This is a genomic window from Actinoplanes sp. NPDC051411 (genome assembly GCF_040682075.1).
Lineage (GTDB): Bacteria > Actinomycetota > Actinomycetes > Mycobacteriales > Micromonosporaceae > Actinoplanes.
On sequence record NZ_JBFBAD010000025.1, the window covers coordinates 23,617 to 42,536 of the forward strand.

General features: G+C 70.2%; 18 protein-coding genes and 2 pseudogenes. 7 read left to right on the forward strand and 13 right to left on the reverse strand.

Going from position 1 to position 18,920, the window contains the following annotated elements; genetic code table 11:
- The first annotated feature begins 40 nt into the window (after nucleotides 1-40).
- Nucleotides 41-640 (forward strand): DsbA family protein, encoded by a 600-nt coding sequence (locus tag AB0M88_RS16065; protein WP_364101690.1) that lies wholly within the window; start codon nucleotides 41-43, stop codon nucleotides 638-640.
- Nucleotides 637-1,491, forward strand: a pseudogene (locus tag AB0M88_RS16070) (MFS transporter); the annotation flags it as partial. The gene AB0M88_RS16065 and the pseudogene AB0M88_RS16070, both read left to right, overlap by 4 nt.
- Nucleotides 1,492-1,764: 273 nt before the next feature.
- Here AB0M88_RS16070 and AB0M88_RS16075 read toward each other — a convergent pair.
- Entirely contained in the window at nucleotides 1,765-2,313 is a 549-nt protein-coding gene (locus tag AB0M88_RS16075; RefSeq protein ID WP_364101693.1) for a class I SAM-dependent methyltransferase, read from the reverse strand.
- 95 nt (nucleotides 2,314-2,408) lie between these two features.
- Here AB0M88_RS16075 and AB0M88_RS16080 point away from each other — a divergent pair, with 95 nt between their 5' ends.
- Together AB0M88_RS16080 and AB0M88_RS16085 are read left to right on the forward strand one after the other, a co-directional pair.
- Complete coding sequence (locus tag AB0M88_RS16080; RefSeq protein ID WP_364101696.1) at nucleotides 2,409-2,969, forward strand: TetR/AcrR family transcriptional regulator; 561 nt, start codon at nucleotides 2,409-2,411, stop codon at nucleotides 2,967-2,969.
- A 16-nt stretch (nucleotides 2,970-2,985) separates the two neighbouring features.
- Nucleotides 2,986-3,453: an NUDIX domain-containing protein gene (locus tag AB0M88_RS16085; protein WP_364101699.1), complete on the forward strand. Its 468-nt coding sequence runs from the start codon at nucleotides 2,986-2,988 to the stop codon at nucleotides 3,451-3,453.
- Here AB0M88_RS16085 and AB0M88_RS16090 read toward each other — a convergent pair.
- Nucleotides 3,450-4,727: a M48 family metallopeptidase gene (locus tag AB0M88_RS16090; RefSeq protein ID WP_364101702.1), complete on the reverse strand. Its 1,278-nt coding sequence runs from the start codon at nucleotides 4,725-4,727 to the stop codon at nucleotides 3,450-3,452. The genes AB0M88_RS16085 and AB0M88_RS16090 overlap by 4 nt on opposite strands.
- Before the next feature lie 44 nt (nucleotides 4,728-4,771).
- On the opposite strand from AB0M88_RS16090, the gene AB0M88_RS16095 reads away from it, so the two are divergent.
- Nucleotides 4,772-5,776: an alcohol dehydrogenase catalytic domain-containing protein gene (locus tag AB0M88_RS16095; RefSeq protein ID WP_364101705.1), complete on the forward strand. Its 1,005-nt coding sequence runs from the start codon at nucleotides 4,772-4,774 to the stop codon at nucleotides 5,774-5,776.
- 37 nt (nucleotides 5,777-5,813) lie between these two features.
- Nucleotides 5,814-6,476, forward strand: coding sequence for a hypothetical protein (locus tag AB0M88_RS16100; RefSeq protein ID WP_364101708.1), 663 nt, complete (start codon nucleotides 5,814-5,816; stop codon nucleotides 6,474-6,476).
- A gap of 33 nt (nucleotides 6,477-6,509) precedes the next feature.
- Here the strand turns inward: AB0M88_RS16100 and AB0M88_RS16105 are convergent, their stop codons facing one another.
- From AB0M88_RS16105 to AB0M88_RS16115, 3 genes and pseudogenes are all read right to left on the reverse strand, one after another.
- Complete coding sequence (locus AB0M88_RS16105; protein WP_364101892.1) at nucleotides 6,510-6,971, reverse strand: hypothetical protein; 462 nt, start codon at nucleotides 6,969-6,971, stop codon at nucleotides 6,510-6,512.
- A 169-nt stretch (nucleotides 6,972-7,140) separates the two neighbouring features.
- Nucleotides 7,141-7,704, reverse strand: a pseudogene (locus AB0M88_RS16110) (Gfo/Idh/MocA family oxidoreductase); the annotation flags it as partial.
- Between the two features lie 21 nt (nucleotides 7,705-7,725).
- Nucleotides 7,726-8,607 (reverse strand): methyltransferase domain-containing protein, encoded by an 882-nt coding sequence (locus AB0M88_RS16115; protein WP_364101711.1) that lies wholly within the window; start codon nucleotides 8,605-8,607, stop codon nucleotides 7,726-7,728.
- A 248-nt stretch (nucleotides 8,608-8,855) separates the two neighbouring features.
- Between AB0M88_RS16115 and AB0M88_RS16120 the strand changes: the two genes are divergently transcribed.
- Entirely contained in the window at nucleotides 8,856-10,055 is a 1,200-nt protein-coding gene (locus AB0M88_RS16120; RefSeq protein ID WP_364101714.1) for an acyl-CoA dehydrogenase family protein, read from the forward strand.
- Nucleotides 10,056-10,065: 10 nt separating this feature from the next.
- On the opposite strand, the gene AB0M88_RS16125 is transcribed toward AB0M88_RS16120, so the two are convergent.
- From AB0M88_RS16125 to AB0M88_RS16160, 8 genes are all read right to left on the reverse strand, one after another.
- Nucleotides 10,066-10,614, reverse strand: coding sequence for a GAF domain-containing protein (locus AB0M88_RS16125; protein ID WP_364101717.1), 549 nt, complete (start codon nucleotides 10,612-10,614; stop codon nucleotides 10,066-10,068).
- Between the two features lie 13 nt (nucleotides 10,615-10,627).
- Nucleotides 10,628-11,203 carry an ATP/GTP-binding protein gene (locus AB0M88_RS16130; protein WP_364101720.1) on the reverse strand — a complete coding sequence of 192 codons (576 nt, stop codon included), beginning with the start codon at nucleotides 11,201-11,203 and terminating at the stop codon, nucleotides 10,628-10,630.
- The gene (locus AB0M88_RS16135) at nucleotides 11,181-11,567 is read right to left on the reverse strand and encodes a DUF742 domain-containing protein (protein WP_364101886.1); all 387 of its coding nucleotides are present in this window, start codon (nucleotides 11,565-11,567) and stop codon (nucleotides 11,181-11,183) included. The genes AB0M88_RS16130 and AB0M88_RS16135 overlap by 23 nt, the downstream gene beginning before the upstream one ends.
- Before the next feature lie 2 nt (nucleotides 11,568-11,569).
- A complete protein-coding gene (locus tag AB0M88_RS16140; protein ID WP_364101722.1) occupies nucleotides 11,570-12,004 on the reverse strand; it encodes a roadblock/LC7 domain-containing protein in 435 nt (144 codons plus the stop codon).
- Between the two features lie 39 nt (nucleotides 12,005-12,043).
- Nucleotides 12,044-14,299 (reverse strand): ATP-binding protein, encoded by a 2,256-nt coding sequence (locus AB0M88_RS16145; RefSeq protein WP_364101724.1) that lies wholly within the window; start codon nucleotides 14,297-14,299, stop codon nucleotides 12,044-12,046.
- Between the two features lie 352 nt (nucleotides 14,300-14,651).
- Nucleotides 14,652-15,839: an MFS transporter gene (locus AB0M88_RS16150; RefSeq protein WP_364101727.1), complete on the reverse strand. Its 1,188-nt coding sequence runs from the start codon at nucleotides 15,837-15,839 to the stop codon at nucleotides 14,652-14,654.
- Between the two features lie 52 nt (nucleotides 15,840-15,891).
- Nucleotides 15,892-16,791 (reverse strand): NAD-dependent epimerase/dehydratase family protein, encoded by a 900-nt coding sequence (locus tag AB0M88_RS16155; protein WP_364101730.1) that lies wholly within the window; start codon nucleotides 16,789-16,791, stop codon nucleotides 15,892-15,894.
- Between the two features lie 97 nt (nucleotides 16,792-16,888).
- Nucleotides 16,889-18,886 (reverse strand): glycosyl hydrolase family 28-related protein, encoded by a 1,998-nt coding sequence (locus AB0M88_RS16160; RefSeq protein ID WP_364101733.1) that lies wholly within the window; start codon nucleotides 18,884-18,886, stop codon nucleotides 16,889-16,891.
- Between the last annotated feature and the right edge of the window lie 34 nt (nucleotides 18,887-18,920).

The window sequence follows — 18,920 nt, forward strand, 5'->3', positions numbered from 1 at the left end:
GGTTCACCGCGCAAGCACTTTCGGCCGTAGCGTGGAGCCCGTGACACAAGTCGACTTTTACTTTGACCCGGCCTGCCCCTTCGCCTGGATCACCTCCCGCTGGATGCTCGAGGTCGAGCAGCAGCGCGACCTCGACCTCCGCTTCCACGTCATGAGCCTGTTCGTGCTCAACGAGGGCCGCGACCTCCCCGAGTGGTACCGCGATCTCGTCGACCGCTCGCTCGGCACGGTCCGCGTGGTGACCGCGGCCGCCCAGCAGCACGGCGACGGGGTGCTGCGCGACCTCTACACCGCGCTCGGCACCCGCATCCACAACCAGGGCAACAAGAACTTCGACGAGGTGCTCCCGGCCGCGCTGGCCGAGGTCGGCCTGCCCACGTCGCTGATCGAGGCGGCGACCAGCGAGCAGTACGACGAGGCCCTGCGCAAGAGCCACCACGAGGGGATGGACCCGGTCGGCGACGACGTCGGCACGCCGACCATCCACATCGACGGGGTGGCGTTCTTCGGGCCGGTGCTCAACAAGATCCCGCGCGGCGAGGAGGCGGCGAAGATCTTCGACGGCACGGTGGCCCTGGCCAACTATCCGCACTTCTTCGAGCTCAAGCGCACCCGCACCGGCGGCCTCGACTTCGAGTGACACGCGCGCGCCTCGCACTGGCCGCCCTGGCGCTGTCGACCTTCACCTACGTCACGACCGAGACGATCCCGATCGGGCTGCTTCCGCAGATCGCCGGCGGGCTGCACGCGCGGGCGTCGTCGGTCGGGCTGCTGGTCACGGCGTACGGGCTGATCGTGGTGATCGCCACGCTGCCGCTGACCCGGCTGACCCGACGATGGCCTCGGAAAAGGCTCCTGGGCGTACTCCTCGGGGTTTTCGTCCTGTCGACGGCGCTGTCGGCGGCGGCACCCAGCTATGCCACCCTGCTGGCCGCCCGGGTGGTGACCGCGCTCAGTCAGGCGGTCTTCTGGGCGATCGTCTCGCCGGCCGCGGCGGCGCTCTTTCCGCCGGCGGCGCGCGGGCGCGCCGTCTCCATGCTGTACGTGGGGAGCAGCGCCGCCACCCTCGTGGGCGTGCCCGCCGGCACCTGGCTCGGCCAGGTGTCGTCGTGGCGCGTCCCGTTCGTCGTGCTGTGCGTGCTCGGCATCCTGGTCCTGGCCGCCCTGCAGGTGATCCTGCCCGACGTGGCGCCCGGCGCGAGCGGCACCGACCGCGGCACGGCCCCCGACGCGGTCCGTTACCGGATTCTGGTGGTGACCGTCGTCCTGGCCGTGACCGCCGCGTTCACCGCCTACACCTACGTCAACCCGTTCCTCACCGAGGTCAGCGGCCTCGCCGAGTCGGCGGTCGGCCCGGCGCTGGTGCTGCGCGGCGTGGCCGGGATGACCGGCGTCTTCGTGGCCGGGCTGGTCGTGTCGCGGTTCGGCTGGCTGACCATGCTCTCCGCGATCGGACTGCAGGCGGTGGCGCTCGGGGTGCTCTACGCCTTCGGCACGATCACCGTGCTCGGGGTGGTCGTGTCGGCGCTGACCAGCTTCGCGCTGTCGGGGATGGTGACCGCGCTCGGGGCCCGGGTGCTCGAGGTCGCGCCCGGCGACACCGACACGGCCAACGCCGGCACGTCGACCGCGTTCAACGTCGGCATCACGGCCGGGGCGCTGATCGGGGCCGCGCTGATCGACGGCCCCGGGGTGCGCAGCACGGTTCTCGTGGGTGCCCTGATCGGGGTGCTCGGCTTCGCGGTCGTGGCGGCCGAGCCTTTGCTAGCACGCCTCCAGTCGGGCATAAATCGCTCTGATTCGCTGCGTCCGGACATCCTGGAAGGAGATCCGGGCCGCTCGGGTCGCCCGCCGGAGGACGAACCGGACGTCATAGATCCAGAGTCGCCCGCCCGGGCGTAGCACCCGCTTCAGGCTGGTCATCGCGCCCTCGACGTCGGTCCAGTGGTGCTGGCTCATCGAGCTGACGATCAGGTCGAAGCTGTCGTCGGGATAGGGCAGGTCGGCGACGTCGCCGACCGAGAAACCCACTCTTCGCGCGAGGTCGCGCTCCTGGGCGTACGCGATCATCCGCGGATCGAGATCGACCCCGTCGACGGTCCACTCCGGACGCCGGTCGGCGATCGCGCGCGGAATGCGCCCCGGCCCGGTCCCGACGTCGAGCACGCGGGCCTCGTCGGGCAGCCCGGCCGCGACCGCGTCGGCGACCACCCGGTCGTGCAGCTTGCGGAACGGGCGGGTGTGCTTGTCGTAGCCGGCCGGGTCGTTGAACGGGCCGGCCATCCGCGGGTTGCGAAGGCTGATCTTGTGCATGGCACCCTCCTTTTCCGAACACTCTGTTCGGTTACAGTTCGAGGGTCAACGCGCGGGTCGGGCCCGACGTGCGGAAACGAACACCGGAGCGGGTTATGACCGGAAACGACCGGCGGGTGCGCCGCACCCGGCGGGCACTGCGCGACGCGCTGGTCGGGCTGATCGTCGAACGCGGCTACGAGAAGGTGACCGTGCAGGACGTCCTCGACCGGGCCGACATCGGCCGGTCCACCTTCTACGCCCACTACCGCGACAAGGACGCGCTCTTCGAGGCCTGCTTCGACGACCTGCGAGCCGAGCTCGAACGCGAACTCGCGGCCACCGTCGAAGGCCCCTCCCACGACGACCCGACCCGGCCGGTCGGGGTGGTGTTCGAGCACGCGTACGCCAACCAGCGCGTCTATCAGGCCCTGTGCGGACGCTCGGGCGCCACCTCCGGAACCCGCATGCTGCACCGCCTGATCCTCGACTCGCTGCGCGACCACCTGACACCGGTGGGCCTGAAGCTGCCGGTCGACATGGTGGCCGAATATCACGCCGGCGCCCTGGTCGCGGTGCTCATCTGGTGGGTGCGGCAGGGGTTCCCGCAGCCGCCGGGTGAGATCGCCCAGATGTGCCAGAAGATGATCACCCCCGGCGTCATGGCCACGTTCTGATCTAGGGTTCCGAGCCATGCCGACTCCGGAATTCGTTCTGACCCTCCGAGAAAAGATCGGGCATGACCCGCTGCCGCTGGTCGGCGCGATCGCCGTCGTCTTCGATGCCCGCGACCGGGTGCTGATGGTGCGGCGGGCCGACGACCAGCAGTGGACGCTGGTCACCGGCATCATCGAACCCGGTGAGGAGCCGGCCGTGGGCGCGCTGCGCGAGATCGAGGAGGAGACCGGCGTGACGGCCGAGGTCGAGCGCCTCCTCGGGGTCACCGCGCGCGACCTCGCCACCCTGCCCAACGGCGATCAGGTCTGGTGGACCTCGATCCTGTTCCGGTGCCGGCACGTCAGCGGGGAGGCGCGGGTCAACGACGACGAGTCGATCGACGCCGGCTGGTTCGAGATCGCCGACATCCCGAAGCTGCCGCCCCACCAGGCCCGCGCGCTGGCCCTCGCCCGGGCCGACGAGCCGGCCTGGTTCGCGATCTAGACGATCACGCGGTCGAGCATCTCGCGGTGCAGGATCTCGGCGTACGGCGCGATCTCCTTCTCGAGCCGTACGCCCGCCGCCTCCTCGATCAGCAGGCCCGGCGCCTGGGCGGGCTGCGACGACAACCACTGGTGTCGCCGCCCGGCGGCCGGGTGGTCGGCCAGCACGGACGCGGCCGTACGCATGGAGAGCTGCCGCCGGGCCGGCAGCGAGTCGATGTGCCGGCCCCGCACCGAGCCCATGTACCGCCGCCACCGGGCGGCGGCCTCACCCTTCTCGACGTGGTGCTGCAGATAGCCGGAGAGGATCGGCAGTAGAGTCATCGTGTCGAGCGCCTCGAGCGCCGCGGCGGTGCCGGCCGCCCGCGCCGCCATCTGGTCGGCCCGCAGCTCCATCGCCCGGTTCTGGGCCGCGATCACCCCGTTGACCGCGAGGTGCACGGTGGACAGCAGCAGATAGGCGCTCCCGCCCACCAACTGCCAGATCAGCAGGGCGTAGGCGACAAGCGGATGGTTGTTCTGAGCCACTTGGACCGCCCGGTGCGGTGGCTTGACCGCACGGGCCAGCCGGCCGAAGACGGTGGCCGCCGGCTGAAGTACCAGACGACGGCGGTTGTCCTCGTACCTCAGGTGGCCCAGCTCGTGCCCGACCAGCGCGACCACCTGCTGCGGGGTGAGCGCGAGCAGCAGCGGCACGCCCAGGACGAGCACCCGGGTCTGCCGCAGCCCGACCCGGGTCACCCCGGCGTTCCAGTCGAAGTCGAAGACGACCAGGTCAGGGCGGGGCGCGCCGAGGTCGGTCACCAGACGGTCGATCATGCGATGCAGGGTGGGCGCGTTCCTGCGCTCGACCACGTAGCCGTGGGCGAGCAGCGGCTTGAGCCGGCCCAGCCGCGGGCGCAGCAGCGCGGCGATGCCGATCAGGATCAGGCCGCCGGCGATCGGCCAGAACCACGGATCGGAGAGGATCAGCCAGGCCCCGGACACGGCCAGCGCGACGTCGGCCAGCAGAAGCAGCATGGAGAGGGCGAGTAGCACGGCGTACGCGTGCCCGCCGATCGGCAGCGGCTCGGCCGAACCGGCCAGATGCCGGTCGGACCGGAAACCGGCCCGCCGCTCGGCCCGGCGCGCCCGGCGCCAGAACCAGGTGTCGGAGCGGTTGTCCGGAAAAGTGTCCAAGTTCCACTCGCACGACCCGCACCAGGGCACGGCGTCGCCCACGCTGGTGAGCGACCCGCGACAGGTCGGGCAACCATCCCCCATGATCGTCTGCACGGCGGTAATCATGAGGTACGTGTCAAGGGGCTGGAGGGTGACGAATGCGGGCCTTTGTGATCAACGGACCGGGTCGGGCCGAGGTGATCGAGGTCGATCCGCCGGTCGCCGGGCCGGGCGAGGTCGTGGTCGACGTCGAGCGGGCCGGGGTGTGCGGCACCGACATGGAGTTCTTCACCGGCGACATGAGCTATCTGGCCACCGGCGAGGCCGCCTACCCGGTGCGGATCGGGCACGAGTGGAGCGGCGTCGTGTCGCACATCGGCCCGCTCACCGACCCGTCCTGGCTGGGCGCCCGGGTCACCGGCGACACCATGCTCGGCTGCGGGCACTGCGCGCGGTGCGCGGGCGGCCGCCAGCACCTGTGCGCCGACCGCCACGAGATCGGCATCCGCAACGGGTGGCCGGGCGCGCTCGCGGCCCAGCTGCCGGTGCCGGTCAAGGCGCTGCGCCGGCTGCCCGACACGGTCGACGCCACACTCGGCGCGCTGGTCGAGCCGGGTGGCAACGCCCTGCGGGCGGTCCAGGCGACCGGTGCCGGCCCGGACCGGGATCTGCTGATCATGGGGCCGGGGACGATCGGGCTGCTGGCGGCCATGTTCGCGCGGGCGCGAGGGGCCCGCGTACATCTGCTCGGGGCGACGGAATCGTCGCTGAAGTTCGCCGCCTCGCTCGGGTTCACCGAGGCCTGGACCCGGGAAACGCTGCCCGAAATGGCGTTTGACGCAATCCTTGACGCCAGCAACGCACCCGGCCTGCCGGCCTTCGCGGTCGAGCGCGTCGAGCCGGGCGGACGCATCGTCTACATCGGCATCTCCGGCGAGCCGTCATTGATCGACACCCGGCGCGTGGTCCTCAAAGACATCACCGTCGTGGGCGTTCTGAGCGGTTCGCCGATTCTTTCGGAGACAATTGAGGCGTACGCGTCGGGAGCCGTCGACCCGCGCCCCCTCGTCGAAGCCACGGTCGGCCTGTCGTCGGCCGCCGACGTGCTCTCCGGTGCCCTCCGCGGCGTGGCGCCGAAGATCCACATCGACCCTCGAAAATAGCCTGTGACCATGAACCGGTCTCGCTACAGTGCGGGGCATGTCGGGGGCTGAGATTCCGCGGCGCGTGCGCGTCGCCACAACGATAATCATGCTGCTCGCGCCGGCGGGGCTGCTGCTGGTGATCGACGGATTGTGGGAGCTGCGCTGGTGGGCCAGCCCCTCGGCCGATCACCTGGTGGCCCTGCTGACCGACATCAAGCGGGAGTTCGGCGTCGAACCCCCGGTGCTGCTCCGCGGCCACACCGGCGCGATCGAGCTGATCGTGCTCGGCCTGCTCACGATGGTGCCGGCCTTCCTGGCCCTCGGCGTGCGCAGCGGCCACCGCACCGCCCGCACCTGGGTGTTCGTGCTGGCCATCGCCACGCTCGCGATCGGCGTCGCCTTCATCGGCTCCGACGCCACCGAGCCGGTCACCCTCCAGACCTACTTCGCCAACATGCATCAGGGCATCGCCGTCGACCGCATCCCCGACGTCAAGGCCGCGCTGTACCCGGGGTGGTATTCGTGGGTCGAAGACATCGCCCAGGGCCTGCAGGCCCTGGCCGCGGTGGCGGCGATCGGCGCCCTCGCGGTGGCGGTCATCTGGCACGGCGACTGGTTCTTCGGCCGCGGCAAGTCCCAGCCCGCCGACGACGCCTGGGACGCCGCCATCAGCCGCCTCCACCAGCGCACGGTCAAGGGCCCCGACGACCGCCCCTGACCGTCGGCGCGCCGTGGCTCGCCTCGGCGGAGGCTAGCGCGGAAGCTTGACCCAGACGCCGCTTTCGGCCGAGCGGGTCATCGCGTCGAGGGCTTCGGCACTGGCGATGGCGTCGGCGAGGGTGGCGCCGTGCGGGGTGCCGGTCTCGACCGAGCGCAGGAAGCGGTAGGCCTCGATGACCTTCAGATCGTCGTAGCTCATCGCCGTGCCGGCGCCCGGCTGAAACGCCGCATAGTCGCCGTCCCGCGGGCCGGCAAAGACCGTGCGCACCGGCTCGTCCTGATAGCGGGGGATGCCAGCCGCGCTCCCGCCCGAATCGCCCTCGCCGCCGCCTTCCCCGGCGGCTGCGCCGTCGGCGGCGAGGCTGAGTTCGCCCATGCGGCGGAAATCCCAGGCGAGGGCGCCGGAAGTACCGTGCACCTCGAAGCCGTAGCTGTTCTGCTCGCCGACCGCGACCCGGCTCGCCTCCAGCACCACGCGGGCGCCCGAGGCCATGCGGAGCAGGCTGGAGAAGAAGTCCTCGTTCTCGACCGGGCCGGGCTCGCCACTCCCCCCGCTGGTGACCGGCGGTCGCCCCCGACGGGCGCGGCCGCGAAGGCACGAAGATGGCGGTGTCGGCGACCAGCGCGTCGATCTCGCCGAGCAGGTAGCGGGTCAGGTCGACGCCGTGCGCGCCGAGGTCGCCGAGCACCCCGTTGCCGCCGCGGGCCCGTTCGAAGCGCCAGCTCAGCGCGCCCTCCGGGTGGGCCGCGTAGTCGCTGAACAGGCGTACCCGGGCGTGCGTGACCCGGCCGATCGCGCCGGCCGCGATCAGCTCGCGGGCCTTCTCGACGGCGGGCGCGTTGCGGTAGTTGAAGCCGACCGACACCTGGACGTCGCCGACGATCGCGCGGGCGTCGTCCGCGTTCAGCCCGACCGGCTTCTCGATCCAGATGTGCTTGCCCGCCGCCGCGAACGCCGCCCCCATTTCGCGGTGCAGAAAGTTGGGCGCGGTGATGCTGACCGCCTCGATCCGCGGGTCTGCAAGCAGCGAACGCCAGTCGAGTGTGGCCGTCTCGAACCCGAACCGGCCGGCCGCCGCGTCGGCCCGCCCCGGCACGTCGTCGGCCACCGCCACCAGCACCGGCCGCACCACCTGCGAATAGTGGTGGCGCACCCGGGCGTACGCCTGTGTGTGCACCCGCCCCATCCATCCGAACCCGACCACACCGATCCCCAGCGTCTCCATGCCCGTGATCGTAAGAGCGGGTCAGGCCGTGGGCCGGTCGGCGCGGAGGAAGACCATCGCCATCGTGCGGCGGCCCGGGGTCGCGGCCTCGACCAGACCCCGCATGTGGATGTCGAGGCGCCGCTGCTCCTCCGGCGTCAGGACTCCGGCGATGGCGTCGCCGTAGGTGGGCGCCAACGGGTTGGGGGCGCTGCGCTTGAGGCCCTCCCAGTCGACGATCGGGTCGGACGGGGCGCGCAGCTCGGCCCGGTAGTCGAGCTCGACCGACTCGAAGCCGGCGGCGTCGGCCCAGGCCAGCAGGTCGCGCTCGTCGAAGTCGACCATCGTCTGGGAGGCCGGTGCGGAACCGGCATCGAAGTAGACCAGGGAAATCTTGCGGAGCAGGTCGTCGATCTCGGACTCGGGCAGGCCGAACAGGCGGTGCGGGCCGTGGTCGACCAGGAAGCGGTTGATCGGTTCGAAGATCGAAAGGCGGCCGCCGGGGCGCAGGACGCGGAAGAACTCGCGGAACGCGGCCTCCTTGCGGTCCGAGTAGATCAGGACCGAGCGCATCGTGACCACGTCGACCGATGAGTCGTCGATGCCGGTCAGGTCGTCGGCCGAGGCATTCACGAACGTGGCCCGCGGATCGTCGCCGGCCGCGCGCCGGCACTCGTCGAGCAGGTCGTCCGAGATGTCGCTGAAGATCACCTGGCCGGACGGGCCGAGCCGCTCGAGGGCCGCGAGGCCGATCAGGCCGGTGCCGCAGCCGACGTCGAGCACCACGTCGCCCGGTCGCAGGTCGGCCCGGGCGAGCACGCCGTCACGGAACGCGGCCAGGCTGACCCGGTCGCGCGCCCGGAGGGCCTCGCTGTCCCCGTCGCGCCGTGTCAACAACCACTGCGCCCAACGATCGGTCGTCACCGCCTCAAACTAGCCCATTCGCCGTCCCACCTGGGCAGATCCACTAGATAGACCAGTGCCTACTGGGCATGCGACTATGGACTGCATCCATAGTGGGATGTTTACAACATCGGGAACTTATTGTGAGATCACCTCACGATGATCTGTACTGAGTGGACACAGCCACATACGGATGGTCACCGGCAGTGTTGCCGGGCCGCCTCCGAGTCGTCGCACGGGCTATCCCCCACCCGCCGATAGGAGTTCACGTGGACGCGTACTTCATGACCGAACGCCATGAAAAACTGCGCCAGGAAGTACGGACGTTCGCGGAGACGGAAGTCCGTTTACGCCTCGACGAGATGGAGGAGTCGCGGGAGGTCCAACTGGAACTCTCCCGGCTGATCGCCCGTCAGGGCTGGATCGGGGTGACCATCGGCCGCGAATACGGCGGCATGGGCCTCGGCCATCTCGCCAAGACCATCATCATCGAGGAGCTCGCCCGGGTCAGCGGCGCCATGGGCGCGATGGTGCAGGCCTCCCAGCTCGGCGTGGCCAAGATCCTTCACTTCGGCAACGAGCAGCAGAAGGCGACCTGGCTGCCCGCGGTCTCGCGCGGCGACTGCCTGCCGACCATCGCGGTGACCGAGGAGCAGTCCGGCGGTCACGTGCTGGGCATGACCGCGACCGCGGTCCGCGACGGCGACGACTACGTGCTCAACGGGCGGAAGGTCTTCGTCGGGAACAGCCATGTCGGGGACGTCCACGGGGTGGTGGTGCGTACCGGACCGGGCTCGACCGGACTGTCGGCGTTTCTGGTCGAATCCGACCGGCCCGGCTTCTCGCTCGGCGAGCACAAGCCGTCGATGGGCCTGCACGGCTTCAGCTTCGGCGAACTGATCTTCGAGAACTGCCGGGTGCCGGCGACCAGCCGGCTCGGCGCCGAGGGCGACGGCCTGGCGGTCGCCTATTCGTCGAGCATTCTCTACGGACGGCCCAACCTGACCGCCGTCGCGCTCGGCATCCACCAGGCGCTGGTCGAGGAGACCACCCGCTTCGCGGCCGACCGCAACCGCTACGGCAAGCCGCTGGCCGACCTGCTGCCGATCAAGCTCAAGATCGGGCAGCTGCAGTCGCGGCTGATGACCGCCCGGCTCGCCGCCTATCACGCCGTCTACCTGCTCGATCAGGGCATGCCGTGCGACGCCGAGCTGATGAACGCCAAGCTGATCAATGTGGAATACGCGCTGGACTCGGCGCGCAACGCGATGGAGGTGCACGGCGCGATCGGGCTCTACCCGGATCGCCCGGTCGAGCGCTACCTCCGCGACGCGCACCACATCTTCGCGCCCGCCGGCACCTCCGACATCCAACTGCTGCGGCTGGCCGAGGTGGCGATGGGAACCGACAAGGGACAGTGGTCGCAACGCCTCGCCCCCCGCATCACCGCCGGCCTCGTCACCTCGTAGAACCCACGACCTAACCCCGGGCCTCCCGAGCGTGGATCTTCTCGATCAGCTCGGCGGCCAGCGACTTGATCGTCTCCAGGCCGGCCCTCCCCCACGGGCGCGGCTCGATGTCGACCACACAGATCGTGCCCAGCGCGGTGCCGGTGCGGTCGATCAGTGGCGCACCCAGGTACGACCGGATGCCGATCTCATCGACGACCGGGTTGCCGGCGAACCGGGGATAGTCGCAGACGTCGTCGAGCACGAGCGCCTTCTTCCGCACCACGACGTGCGGGCAGTAGCCGTGGTCGCGGTCCATCACCCGGCCGGGCTGGGCCGAGGCCGCGGCACCCGGAGCGGACGGCGCGACGGCCAGGCCGGCGAAGTATTGCCGGTGCTCGCCGATGAAGTTGACCATCGCGTACGGCGCCTGGGTGACCTCGGTGAGCTTGCGGGCGAAGTCGTCGAACTCCGGGTCCGGCTGGTCGCCCAGGCCCAGCTCGCTGAGCCGGCGCATGCGGATGCCCACCTCGGGGTCGGTGGGCGTCAACGGCTGGTGGGCGGAAAGGTCGTAGATCATGCCAGGACTCCGTTCATGGGCGGGTTCGGGTCTGCAGGAGGTGCTTGATCAGGTCGATCAGTACGCCGGTGGCCGAGCTGCGGTCCCGCGCGTCGCAGAAGATCACCGGCGTGTCCGGCTTGAGGTCGAGCGCGCTGCGGACGTCGTCGACCTGGTAGCGCAGCGCGTCGTCGAACTCGTTGACCGCGATCAGGAACTCGATGCCCCGCGACTCGAAGAAGTCGACCGCCGCGAAGCAGTCCTCAAGACGCCGGGTGTCGGCCATGACGACCGCGCCCATCGCCCCGAGCGACAACTCGTCCCACATGAACCAGAAGCGCTCCTGCCCCGGCGTGCCGAACAGGTAGAGCACGTGATCGCGGCTGATCGTGATGCGGCCGAAGTCCATCGCCACGGTGGTCGTCGACTTGCCCTCGACCCCCGTCAGCTTGTCGGTGCCGACGCTCGCGGTGGTGAGTAGTTCCTCGGTGCGCAGCGGCTCGATCTCGCTGACCGCACCCACGAACGTGGTCTTGCCGACGCCGAAACCGCCCGCGATCAGGAGCTTGAGGGCGGACGGGAACGCTTCAGAGCCGTCGTTGTAGGGCATTGAGGATGGTCTCCAGTACCGCTGGGTTAGAGGAATCGGCCAACGGGTCGGGCGAGCGGGTGTCGACCGCGCCCCACCCGACGAGATCGGAAAGCAGAATCTTGGTGACCACCGCGGGCAGCCGCAACCGCGCGGCGACCTCGGCGACCGTGGTGAAGCTCCCGCACAGGCCGAGCGCCTGCGCATGGTCGGGGCCCAGCTGGCCGTGTGGCTGCTGGCCGGTCGCGACGACCATCGACAGCAGCTCCAGCCGGGTGCTCGGCTCGGTGCGGCCGTTGCTCACCGTGTAGGGCCGGACCAGCCGGCCCGCGGCGTCGTCGTACCAGTGCTCGTCGTCGAACCAACGCTCGTCGATGCCCGCCATGGTCACCGTCCGAGAACACCGGGGGTCTCAAACTCGTGCCGGCTCGGTGTGGACAGGTACGGACGGACGGACTTGACCAACTGGGCCATCTCGTAGCCCAGCACCCCGGGGTCGGCGGCCCTCCCGGCGATCACCGCGAGCACCGCCCCGGAGCCGGCCGCCGAGACGAACAGCAGCGAGTCGTCGAGTTCGCAGACGACCTGCCGCACCCCGTCGGTCGCCCCGAACCGGGAGCCGGCGCTGCGGGCCAGCGAGAAGAGGCCCGATGCGACCGCGGCGAGGTGATCGGCGCCGTCGTCGTCGAGCCCGTGCGCGGCCTTACGCAGCCCGTCGGACGACAGGAGCAGGGCGCTTCGGGTGTCCGGGACACGGTCGGCCAGGCCGGACAGGAGCCAGACGAGGTCCTGGGCGGGGCGTACGGGATCGGTGCTCGACATGTGAGCCGAACCTTCCTCGGGGAGGGGTGGGAGATAAAACTAAAGACGGTCGGGGCCGGCCGGGTCGGCCTCACCCTGGGAGACGCCGTGCATGAACGAGGCCATCAGCGCCGGGTTGTGTTCGCCGGTCGGCTCGGGCGCCGGCGCGGGCGGACCGAGCTGCAGCTGCGGCACCATGTGGGTCTGGCTGCGCCGCCGCGGAAGCGGGGGCAGCGTGGACGGTCGCTCCGGCCCGCCGGACGAAGACCCGGCGGAAGGTCCGGAGGACGACCCGTTGGAAGACTGAGCAGAGGACCCGGCAGTCGGCTCGGCCAAAGTGCCGGCGAAAGAAGCGGCGGACGGACTGGCGGAGGAACCCGGCGCCGGCTCACCGAACGAACCGGTGGACAGCCCGGCCGTCGGCTCCCCGAGCGGCCCGGTAGGCGAACCGGCGGCGGGCTCACCGAACGACCCGGCGGAGCGGCCCGCCGCCCGCTCACCGAACGACCCGGCAGAGCGGCCCCCCGACTCACCGAACGACCCGTTGGACGAGCGGGCCGCCGACTCACCGAACGACCCGTTGGACGGGCCAGCCGCGGACTCGCCGAATGCCCCCGCCGATGAACCGGCCGGCGGCTCACCGAAAGGCCCGGCGGACGGACCCGCCCCGGGATCGCCGAACGACCCGGCGGACAGGCCGGAGGAAAGGCGGGCGGGTGATCCGGCGAAAGGTCCAGTCGGAAGGTCGGTCGCCGTCTGTGGTGCGCCCGTGGCCGGAGCGGCATAGGGCTCGGCGAACGGTTGGGCGGCGTAGCGATCGGCAAAGGGCTGGGCCGCAGCGGAGGGCTGGGCAGCAGAAGGCCGGCCAGGCAGGGGCTGGGCAGCGGAGGGCTGGGCAGCAGAGGGCTGGGCAGCAGAGGGCTGGGCAGCAGAGGGCCGGGTGGGCAGGGACTGGGCAGGGGAGGACTGCGCCGCGAAAGGCTGGGCGGCGAGAGGCTGGGCCGCGAAAGGCTGGGCCGCGAGAGGCTGAGCGGCGGAGGGCTGGGCGGCGAGCGGCTGGGCCGCGAAGGGCTGGGCGGCGAGAGGCTGGGCGGCCGGTGGCGGGGAGACTGGCCAGGACGACTGCTGGGGGATCTCGGTGGTCAGCTCGGTGAGGCTCTCGGGTCGCGCGGCCCCGGGCCGGAGGTGACCGGCCGTGGTCTGCGAGTCGAGCAGCGGCTGCGGCAGGATGATGATGGCCTGGGTGCCGCCGTAGATGTTGGTCTGCAGCTGGACCACGACGCCGTGCTGGCGCGCGATCACCGAGACCACGTAGAGCCCGATGCGGCCGTCGCGCAGCAGGTCGTCGAGGTTGATGTGGTCGGGGTTGACCAGCAGCTGGTTGATGCGCTCCTGGTCGCCGCGCTGCATGCCGAGGCCGCGGTCCTCCACCTCGACGGCGACGCCGGCCGCCACCCGCTGGGCCCGCAGCATCACCTGGGTCTGCGGCGGCGCGAACATCGTCGCGTTTTCGATCAGCTCGGCGATGAGGTGGACGACGCTGGCGACCGCGTGGCCGGGCAGCGTGCCCTCGATCGGCGGCACCAGCTTGACCCGCGAGTAGTGCTCGACCTCGGCGATCGCCGAGCGCAGCACCTCGGTGAGGGCGACCGGCCGGCTCCACTGCCGGCGGGAGACCGATCCGCCGAGCACGGCCAGGTTTTCGGCGTGCCGCCGGATGCGGGTCGCCAGGTGGTCGACCTGGAACAGGCCCTTGAGCAGGTCAGGGTCTTCGACCTCGTTTTCCAGGGCGTCGAGCAGCTTGATCTCGCGGTGCACCAGCGACTGGAGCCGCCGGGAGAGGTTGACGAAGACCTCGACCTGCCGGCCGCTCGGGTGACCGGGCGGCGGCATCGGCGCGGGCGCGGCCTCGGCCTGCCGGAGCCGCTCGGCGAGCCGCTCGATCTCGGCCCGCGCGCCGGCCAGCTCGTTGCGGGTGTCGCCCAGTTGAGCGCGCGTCTCGACGAGCTCGGAGCGGCTCTCGGTCAACTCGGAGCGGCTCTGGAGCAGCCCGGACCGTGACTCGACGGCCATCGCGCGCAGCTCGGCCGACCGCTCGCCCCCGCGGCGGACCTTGCCGATCGCATAGACCGCGGTGCCGAGGACGATCACGATCGCGGCCGCGAGGAGCATCTGGAGAACGGTGTGATCACCGTTGGCCAGATAGCCGGCGGTCGCCGCCAGCAGCGCGGCGGAAATTGTCGCCGGCAGGGCGATGAGCCAGGTCAGCTGAGCTAGCCGGGAGCTCTCGTCAGGAACGGAAGGCGTGTCGGGCATGAGCATCCTTCGGTCGACGGGACGCGATGTCCGGAGTGGAGTTCATGCTCACTCTAATGTGGCCCGGTCGCCCTTTCCAATGCAGAGAAACGTGCGAGACATGCCCAAGTCTCGATGCCGACAGAACGCACCGAACGAGTGACTAACAGAAAGCTCTGCCCTAGTCACGGAGCGCCACCGAAAAAGCTTCTACCAGCAAGTTTGCCGGGCAGCACATCGGCGCCGAACGGGCACCGTTGGGGGATTAGGGGATTCTCGGGTGGCCCAAATTAGGGACCTGATGGCCATTCCCGAAGTGGAACGGAAACGGACGAGATAAACGCATGCCCCGTGCACATTGGTGAGCGGCGTCTCACGGCACGGAGACCCGCTCGGGCTCGACGGCCGGGGACCCCACCGCACGGCGCCCGAAGGCCCAGATCGCCAGCCCGATCAGGGGGAACACGGCTCCGATCACACAGGTGCCGGTCCAGCCGTACCGGTGGTGAAGCGCGCCGGTGAGCGCCGACGAGATCGCCCCGCCGGTGAAGACCGTGGTCATGAAGACGGTGTTGACGCGCGCCCGCGCGTCCGCCCGCAGGGCGTAGATCTCCTGCTGGGACGAGACCTGGTGGATCTGCACGGCGAAGTCGAGCAGCACGGCGGCCACGGCCAGGAGCACTACACTGCGGTGCCCCACGGCGGCCAGCACCATGGTCAGGGTCCCCAACAGCAGGGCGACCCCCGCGCCCACCACCCCGTACCCTCGGTCGGCGAGCTTGCCCCCGAGGGGGGCCGCCGCCGCGCCGCCCGCGCCGACCAGCGCGAAGATCGCGATCTGGGCCTGGCTGAAGCCGTGCTCGCCGATCAGTTCGTAGGCGATCGCGGTCCAGAAGGCGCTGAAAGCGGCGAACATCGTCGCCTGGCACAACGCCCGGCGCCGCAGCACCGGCTCCTCGCGAGCCAGTTTCACCACCGAAAACAGCAGCGAGGCGTACCCCGCGGTGTGGTCGGGCGCGCGTTCCGGCAGCATCCGGCGCAGCACCACGGCCAGCACCACCATCAGCCCGGCCGAGATGAAGTAGATCGTCCGCCAGCCCCACAGGTCGGCCACGAAGCTGGACACCGTGCGGGCGAGCAGGATGCCGAGGATCAGCCCGCTCATCACCTTGCCGACGAACGCTCCGCGCTGCTCGGGCGGCGCCAGGTGGGCCGCGAGCGGCACCAGGATCTGGGCCACCACCGAGGTCAGGCCGACCAGAACCGAGATGACCAAAAAGATCGGGTACGCCGGGCAGACCGCCGCCAGAAGCAGGGAACCGGCCGTTCCGGCGAGCAGGCGCGTGGTCAGCTTGCGATTTTCGACCAGGTCACCGAGCGGCAGCAGGAACAGCAGGCCCAGTGCGTACCCGGCCTGGGTGAACGTCACGATGATCGCGGCCGCGCCCTGGCTCACGCCGAACGTGTGGGCGATCAGGTCGAGCAGCGGCTGCGAGTAGTAGAGGTTGGCGACGGTCAGCCCGCAGGCGGTCGCGAGCACGAGGGTCAGGGCGCGGCGCACACACCCCAGTCAACTCCGCCCCCGCGCCCGTCGCCGGGCCAAGTGACTGAGGTCATGAACCGGCCGGCCGCGGGTTGGCGGCCACGAACGACGCGATGTATTCGTCGAGCCGGCGCCGCGGGGCCCAGCCCAGTTCGCCCGCCTGGGTGGTGTCGGCCTGACCCCGCACGCGTTCCCCGCGCAGGGGCGGCACCAGCACATATGCCGTCTTGAAGAGCTTCGCGACCTCGAGCAGCGGCCACTCGTGACCGGTGCCCAGCAGGTAGCCGTCGCCCGAGCCCTTCTGGGCGACCAGCACGATCCCGCGGACGATGTCGTCGACGTGGGTGAAGTCGCGGGTCTGGGTGCCGGGCGAGACCACGGTCAGCGGCTCACCGGTCAGGTACTGGTTTTCGAAGATGCCGATCACGGTCGCGTACTTGCCCTGGCCGATCTGCCCGGGGCCGTAGACGTTGTAGAAGTAGGTGATCGCGTAGTCGAGTCCGTACCAGTTCGCGTAGTTACGGATGTATTCGATGTTCTTCGCCTTGGTCCAGGCGTACGGGTTGAGGTTTTCGTCCTCCCCGTCGTTGCCGAACTTCGACGACGAGCCCGCGTAGATCAGCTTCGACCCGTTGGCCGACGCGAACTTGACCACCTCCTTGGTGCCGTGGAGGTTGAAGTCCCAGGTCAGGTCGTGGTCGTCGAACGACTGCACGATCCGCGAGTATTCGCCCAGGTGAAAGACGATCTCGGGGCTGGGCAGCCCGCGACCGGCCCAGATCTTGGCGATGTCGACCGTCGATCCGTCGAGGTAGGTCACCCTCGGGTCGTTGCTGTGGTTTTCCGGCGAGCCGGTGAAGTAGTTGTCGAGCGAGACGATCGTCGCGGTCGGGAAGTCGGCGAGCAACGCCTTGATCAGGTTGGCTCCGACAAATCCGGCGCCACCGGTCACCAACAGCGTCTGGCTCACTTTTCGCCCCACATTTTCCGCGCCCTGAGTCTCCGGCTGATCAGGCTAGCAGCCGCGCGGCCCCGCCCGAAATGTCGGAACGAGGCCGCGCGGCCTTTCACCAGGCCGAAGGGGCGGGAGGCGCGACGACCGGCGGCCGGTCGTCACACGTGATCGTGTTGGGCAGCTCCCACGGAGAGAGCCATCCTCCGTCGTTCCCACCCAGGTCGGTCACCGTGAACTCGGAGCCGGCCGGCGTGAAGTTGAACGAGCCGCAGTTGTTGATGCCGACCGCCCCGACGTTGCGGGCGTCGACGTTCTCGAACGTGGCACCGCCGGCCACCCGGGCGCTGAGCACGCTCGTACCGGTGCCGTCGACCTTGATGTCCTTGTAGTGGACGTTGGTGATCGAGTAGAGGTCCTTCACCGGGAAGTCGGCGACCTCCATGATCGCGTTGTAGGTGTTGTCGAGGAAGTCGTCCCCGGTCACCTCGATGTCGGCGCTCATGTTCTTCTCCAGCGCGTAGAGCCAGATCGCGCCGAGCCCGATGTTCCAGTTCAGCTCGTACGTGCCGGCCCGCACCGTGGTGTTGCCGGTGAACTTGAGATAGCCGGTGAACGCCTCGGCCCCGAACCGGGAGCCCGCGTGCAGCCCGCTGCCCTCGCGGATCGGGTCGGCGACCAGGTTGTTCGACACCGTGTTGTCGGTGCCCCCGTAGATCGCGATGCCGTTGGCCAGCACCGGCGTCTGCACGGTGTTGTGGTCGAAGACATCGCGGGCGTCGGAAACCTTCTCCGACCACATCGCCAGCGCGTCGTCGCCGGTGTTGCGGATGAAGTTGTTGCGCACCAGCGAGTCGGTGACGCCGGTGTGGAAGTTGAGCCCGTCGGCGATCTGGTCGGCGATCACGTTGTTGGTGATCTCGAGATTCGACATCGGACCGTCGAACCACAGGCCGACCTTGGTGTGATGGATGTAGAGGCCGTCGATCGTCGAGTCGCTCATGGCGCCGCCGATGCCGTTGACCTGGTCGGTGTCGATGCGTTCGCGCACGTCACCCTCGATCGCGAACCCGGACAGGTGCACGTTGTGGCTGCCCCCGGCCGAGGCGTCCTTGCCGTAGAAGCCGACGCCGGTGTGCACCGAGCCGTCCGGGGCCGGGGTCGAGAGCGCGACCTCGTGGCCCTTGACGATCGTGTACCAGTTGCCGGCGCCCTCGATCGTCACGTTGTCGACGATGATGTGCCGGTTGACCTGGTAGGTGCCCGGCGGCACGTACACCTTGAGCCTGGCCTTGCGGGCGAAGGCGATCGCCTTGTCGAAGGCGTCGGCCGAGTCGCGGCGGCCGGTCGGGTCGGCCCCGAACAGCAGCACGTTGGCCGCCAGCAGGTCGATTCGGGGCGGCCCGACGAGCTCGGAGTCCATCAGGTCGATCACGGTCGACGCGGCGGCCGACGAGGCGGTCAGCCGGATCTTGGTGCCGGCCGCGTACGTCTTGCCGAGCAGCAGGCGCTGTTCGTCGTAGAAGTGGTTGGGCCGGAACGGCTTGGTGACCGTGAACGGCGGGGTGGTCGAGTTGGGCACACAGCTGCACTCGGTGATCCACCAGTCCGGGTGGAGCACGTCCGCGTTCGGGTCGTTGGTGAACGGGTAGAGGTTGTAGAGCCACGCGTACTGCGAGGTCAGGGACATCGTGCGGGAGTCCTTGCCGGCCTTGACCGACAGCGGCGCGGTGCGGCCGCCGCCGTTCGGCGCGTCCGGGATGCTGTAGCGCACGGTGATCGCGTTGGCGGTCCTGGGCAGGGTGAACTCGACGTACTGCCCCGGGGCGAGCTGGACCGCCGAGCGGCCCGACGCCTCGGCGGGCAGGGTGTAGGCGCTGCGGCCGGGGCCGATGACGGAGCCGGTGGTGACGGCCTTCTCGGCCTCCTGCTCGACGAACGGGACGGTCGCTCCGCGACCCGAGACCAGGGACGGATCGAGGGCGGCGCGGGTCGTGGTGGGTGCCGGGCCCGATGCGTACGCGGAACCGGCCGCGCTGACCACCAGGCCGAGGCCGACTATCGAGGCCGTGGCCGCGGCGGCCAGCCGCGGCCGACGGAATTCAAGGAACATCGACGCGCTCTTTTCATCGATGGGAGGACGTGCT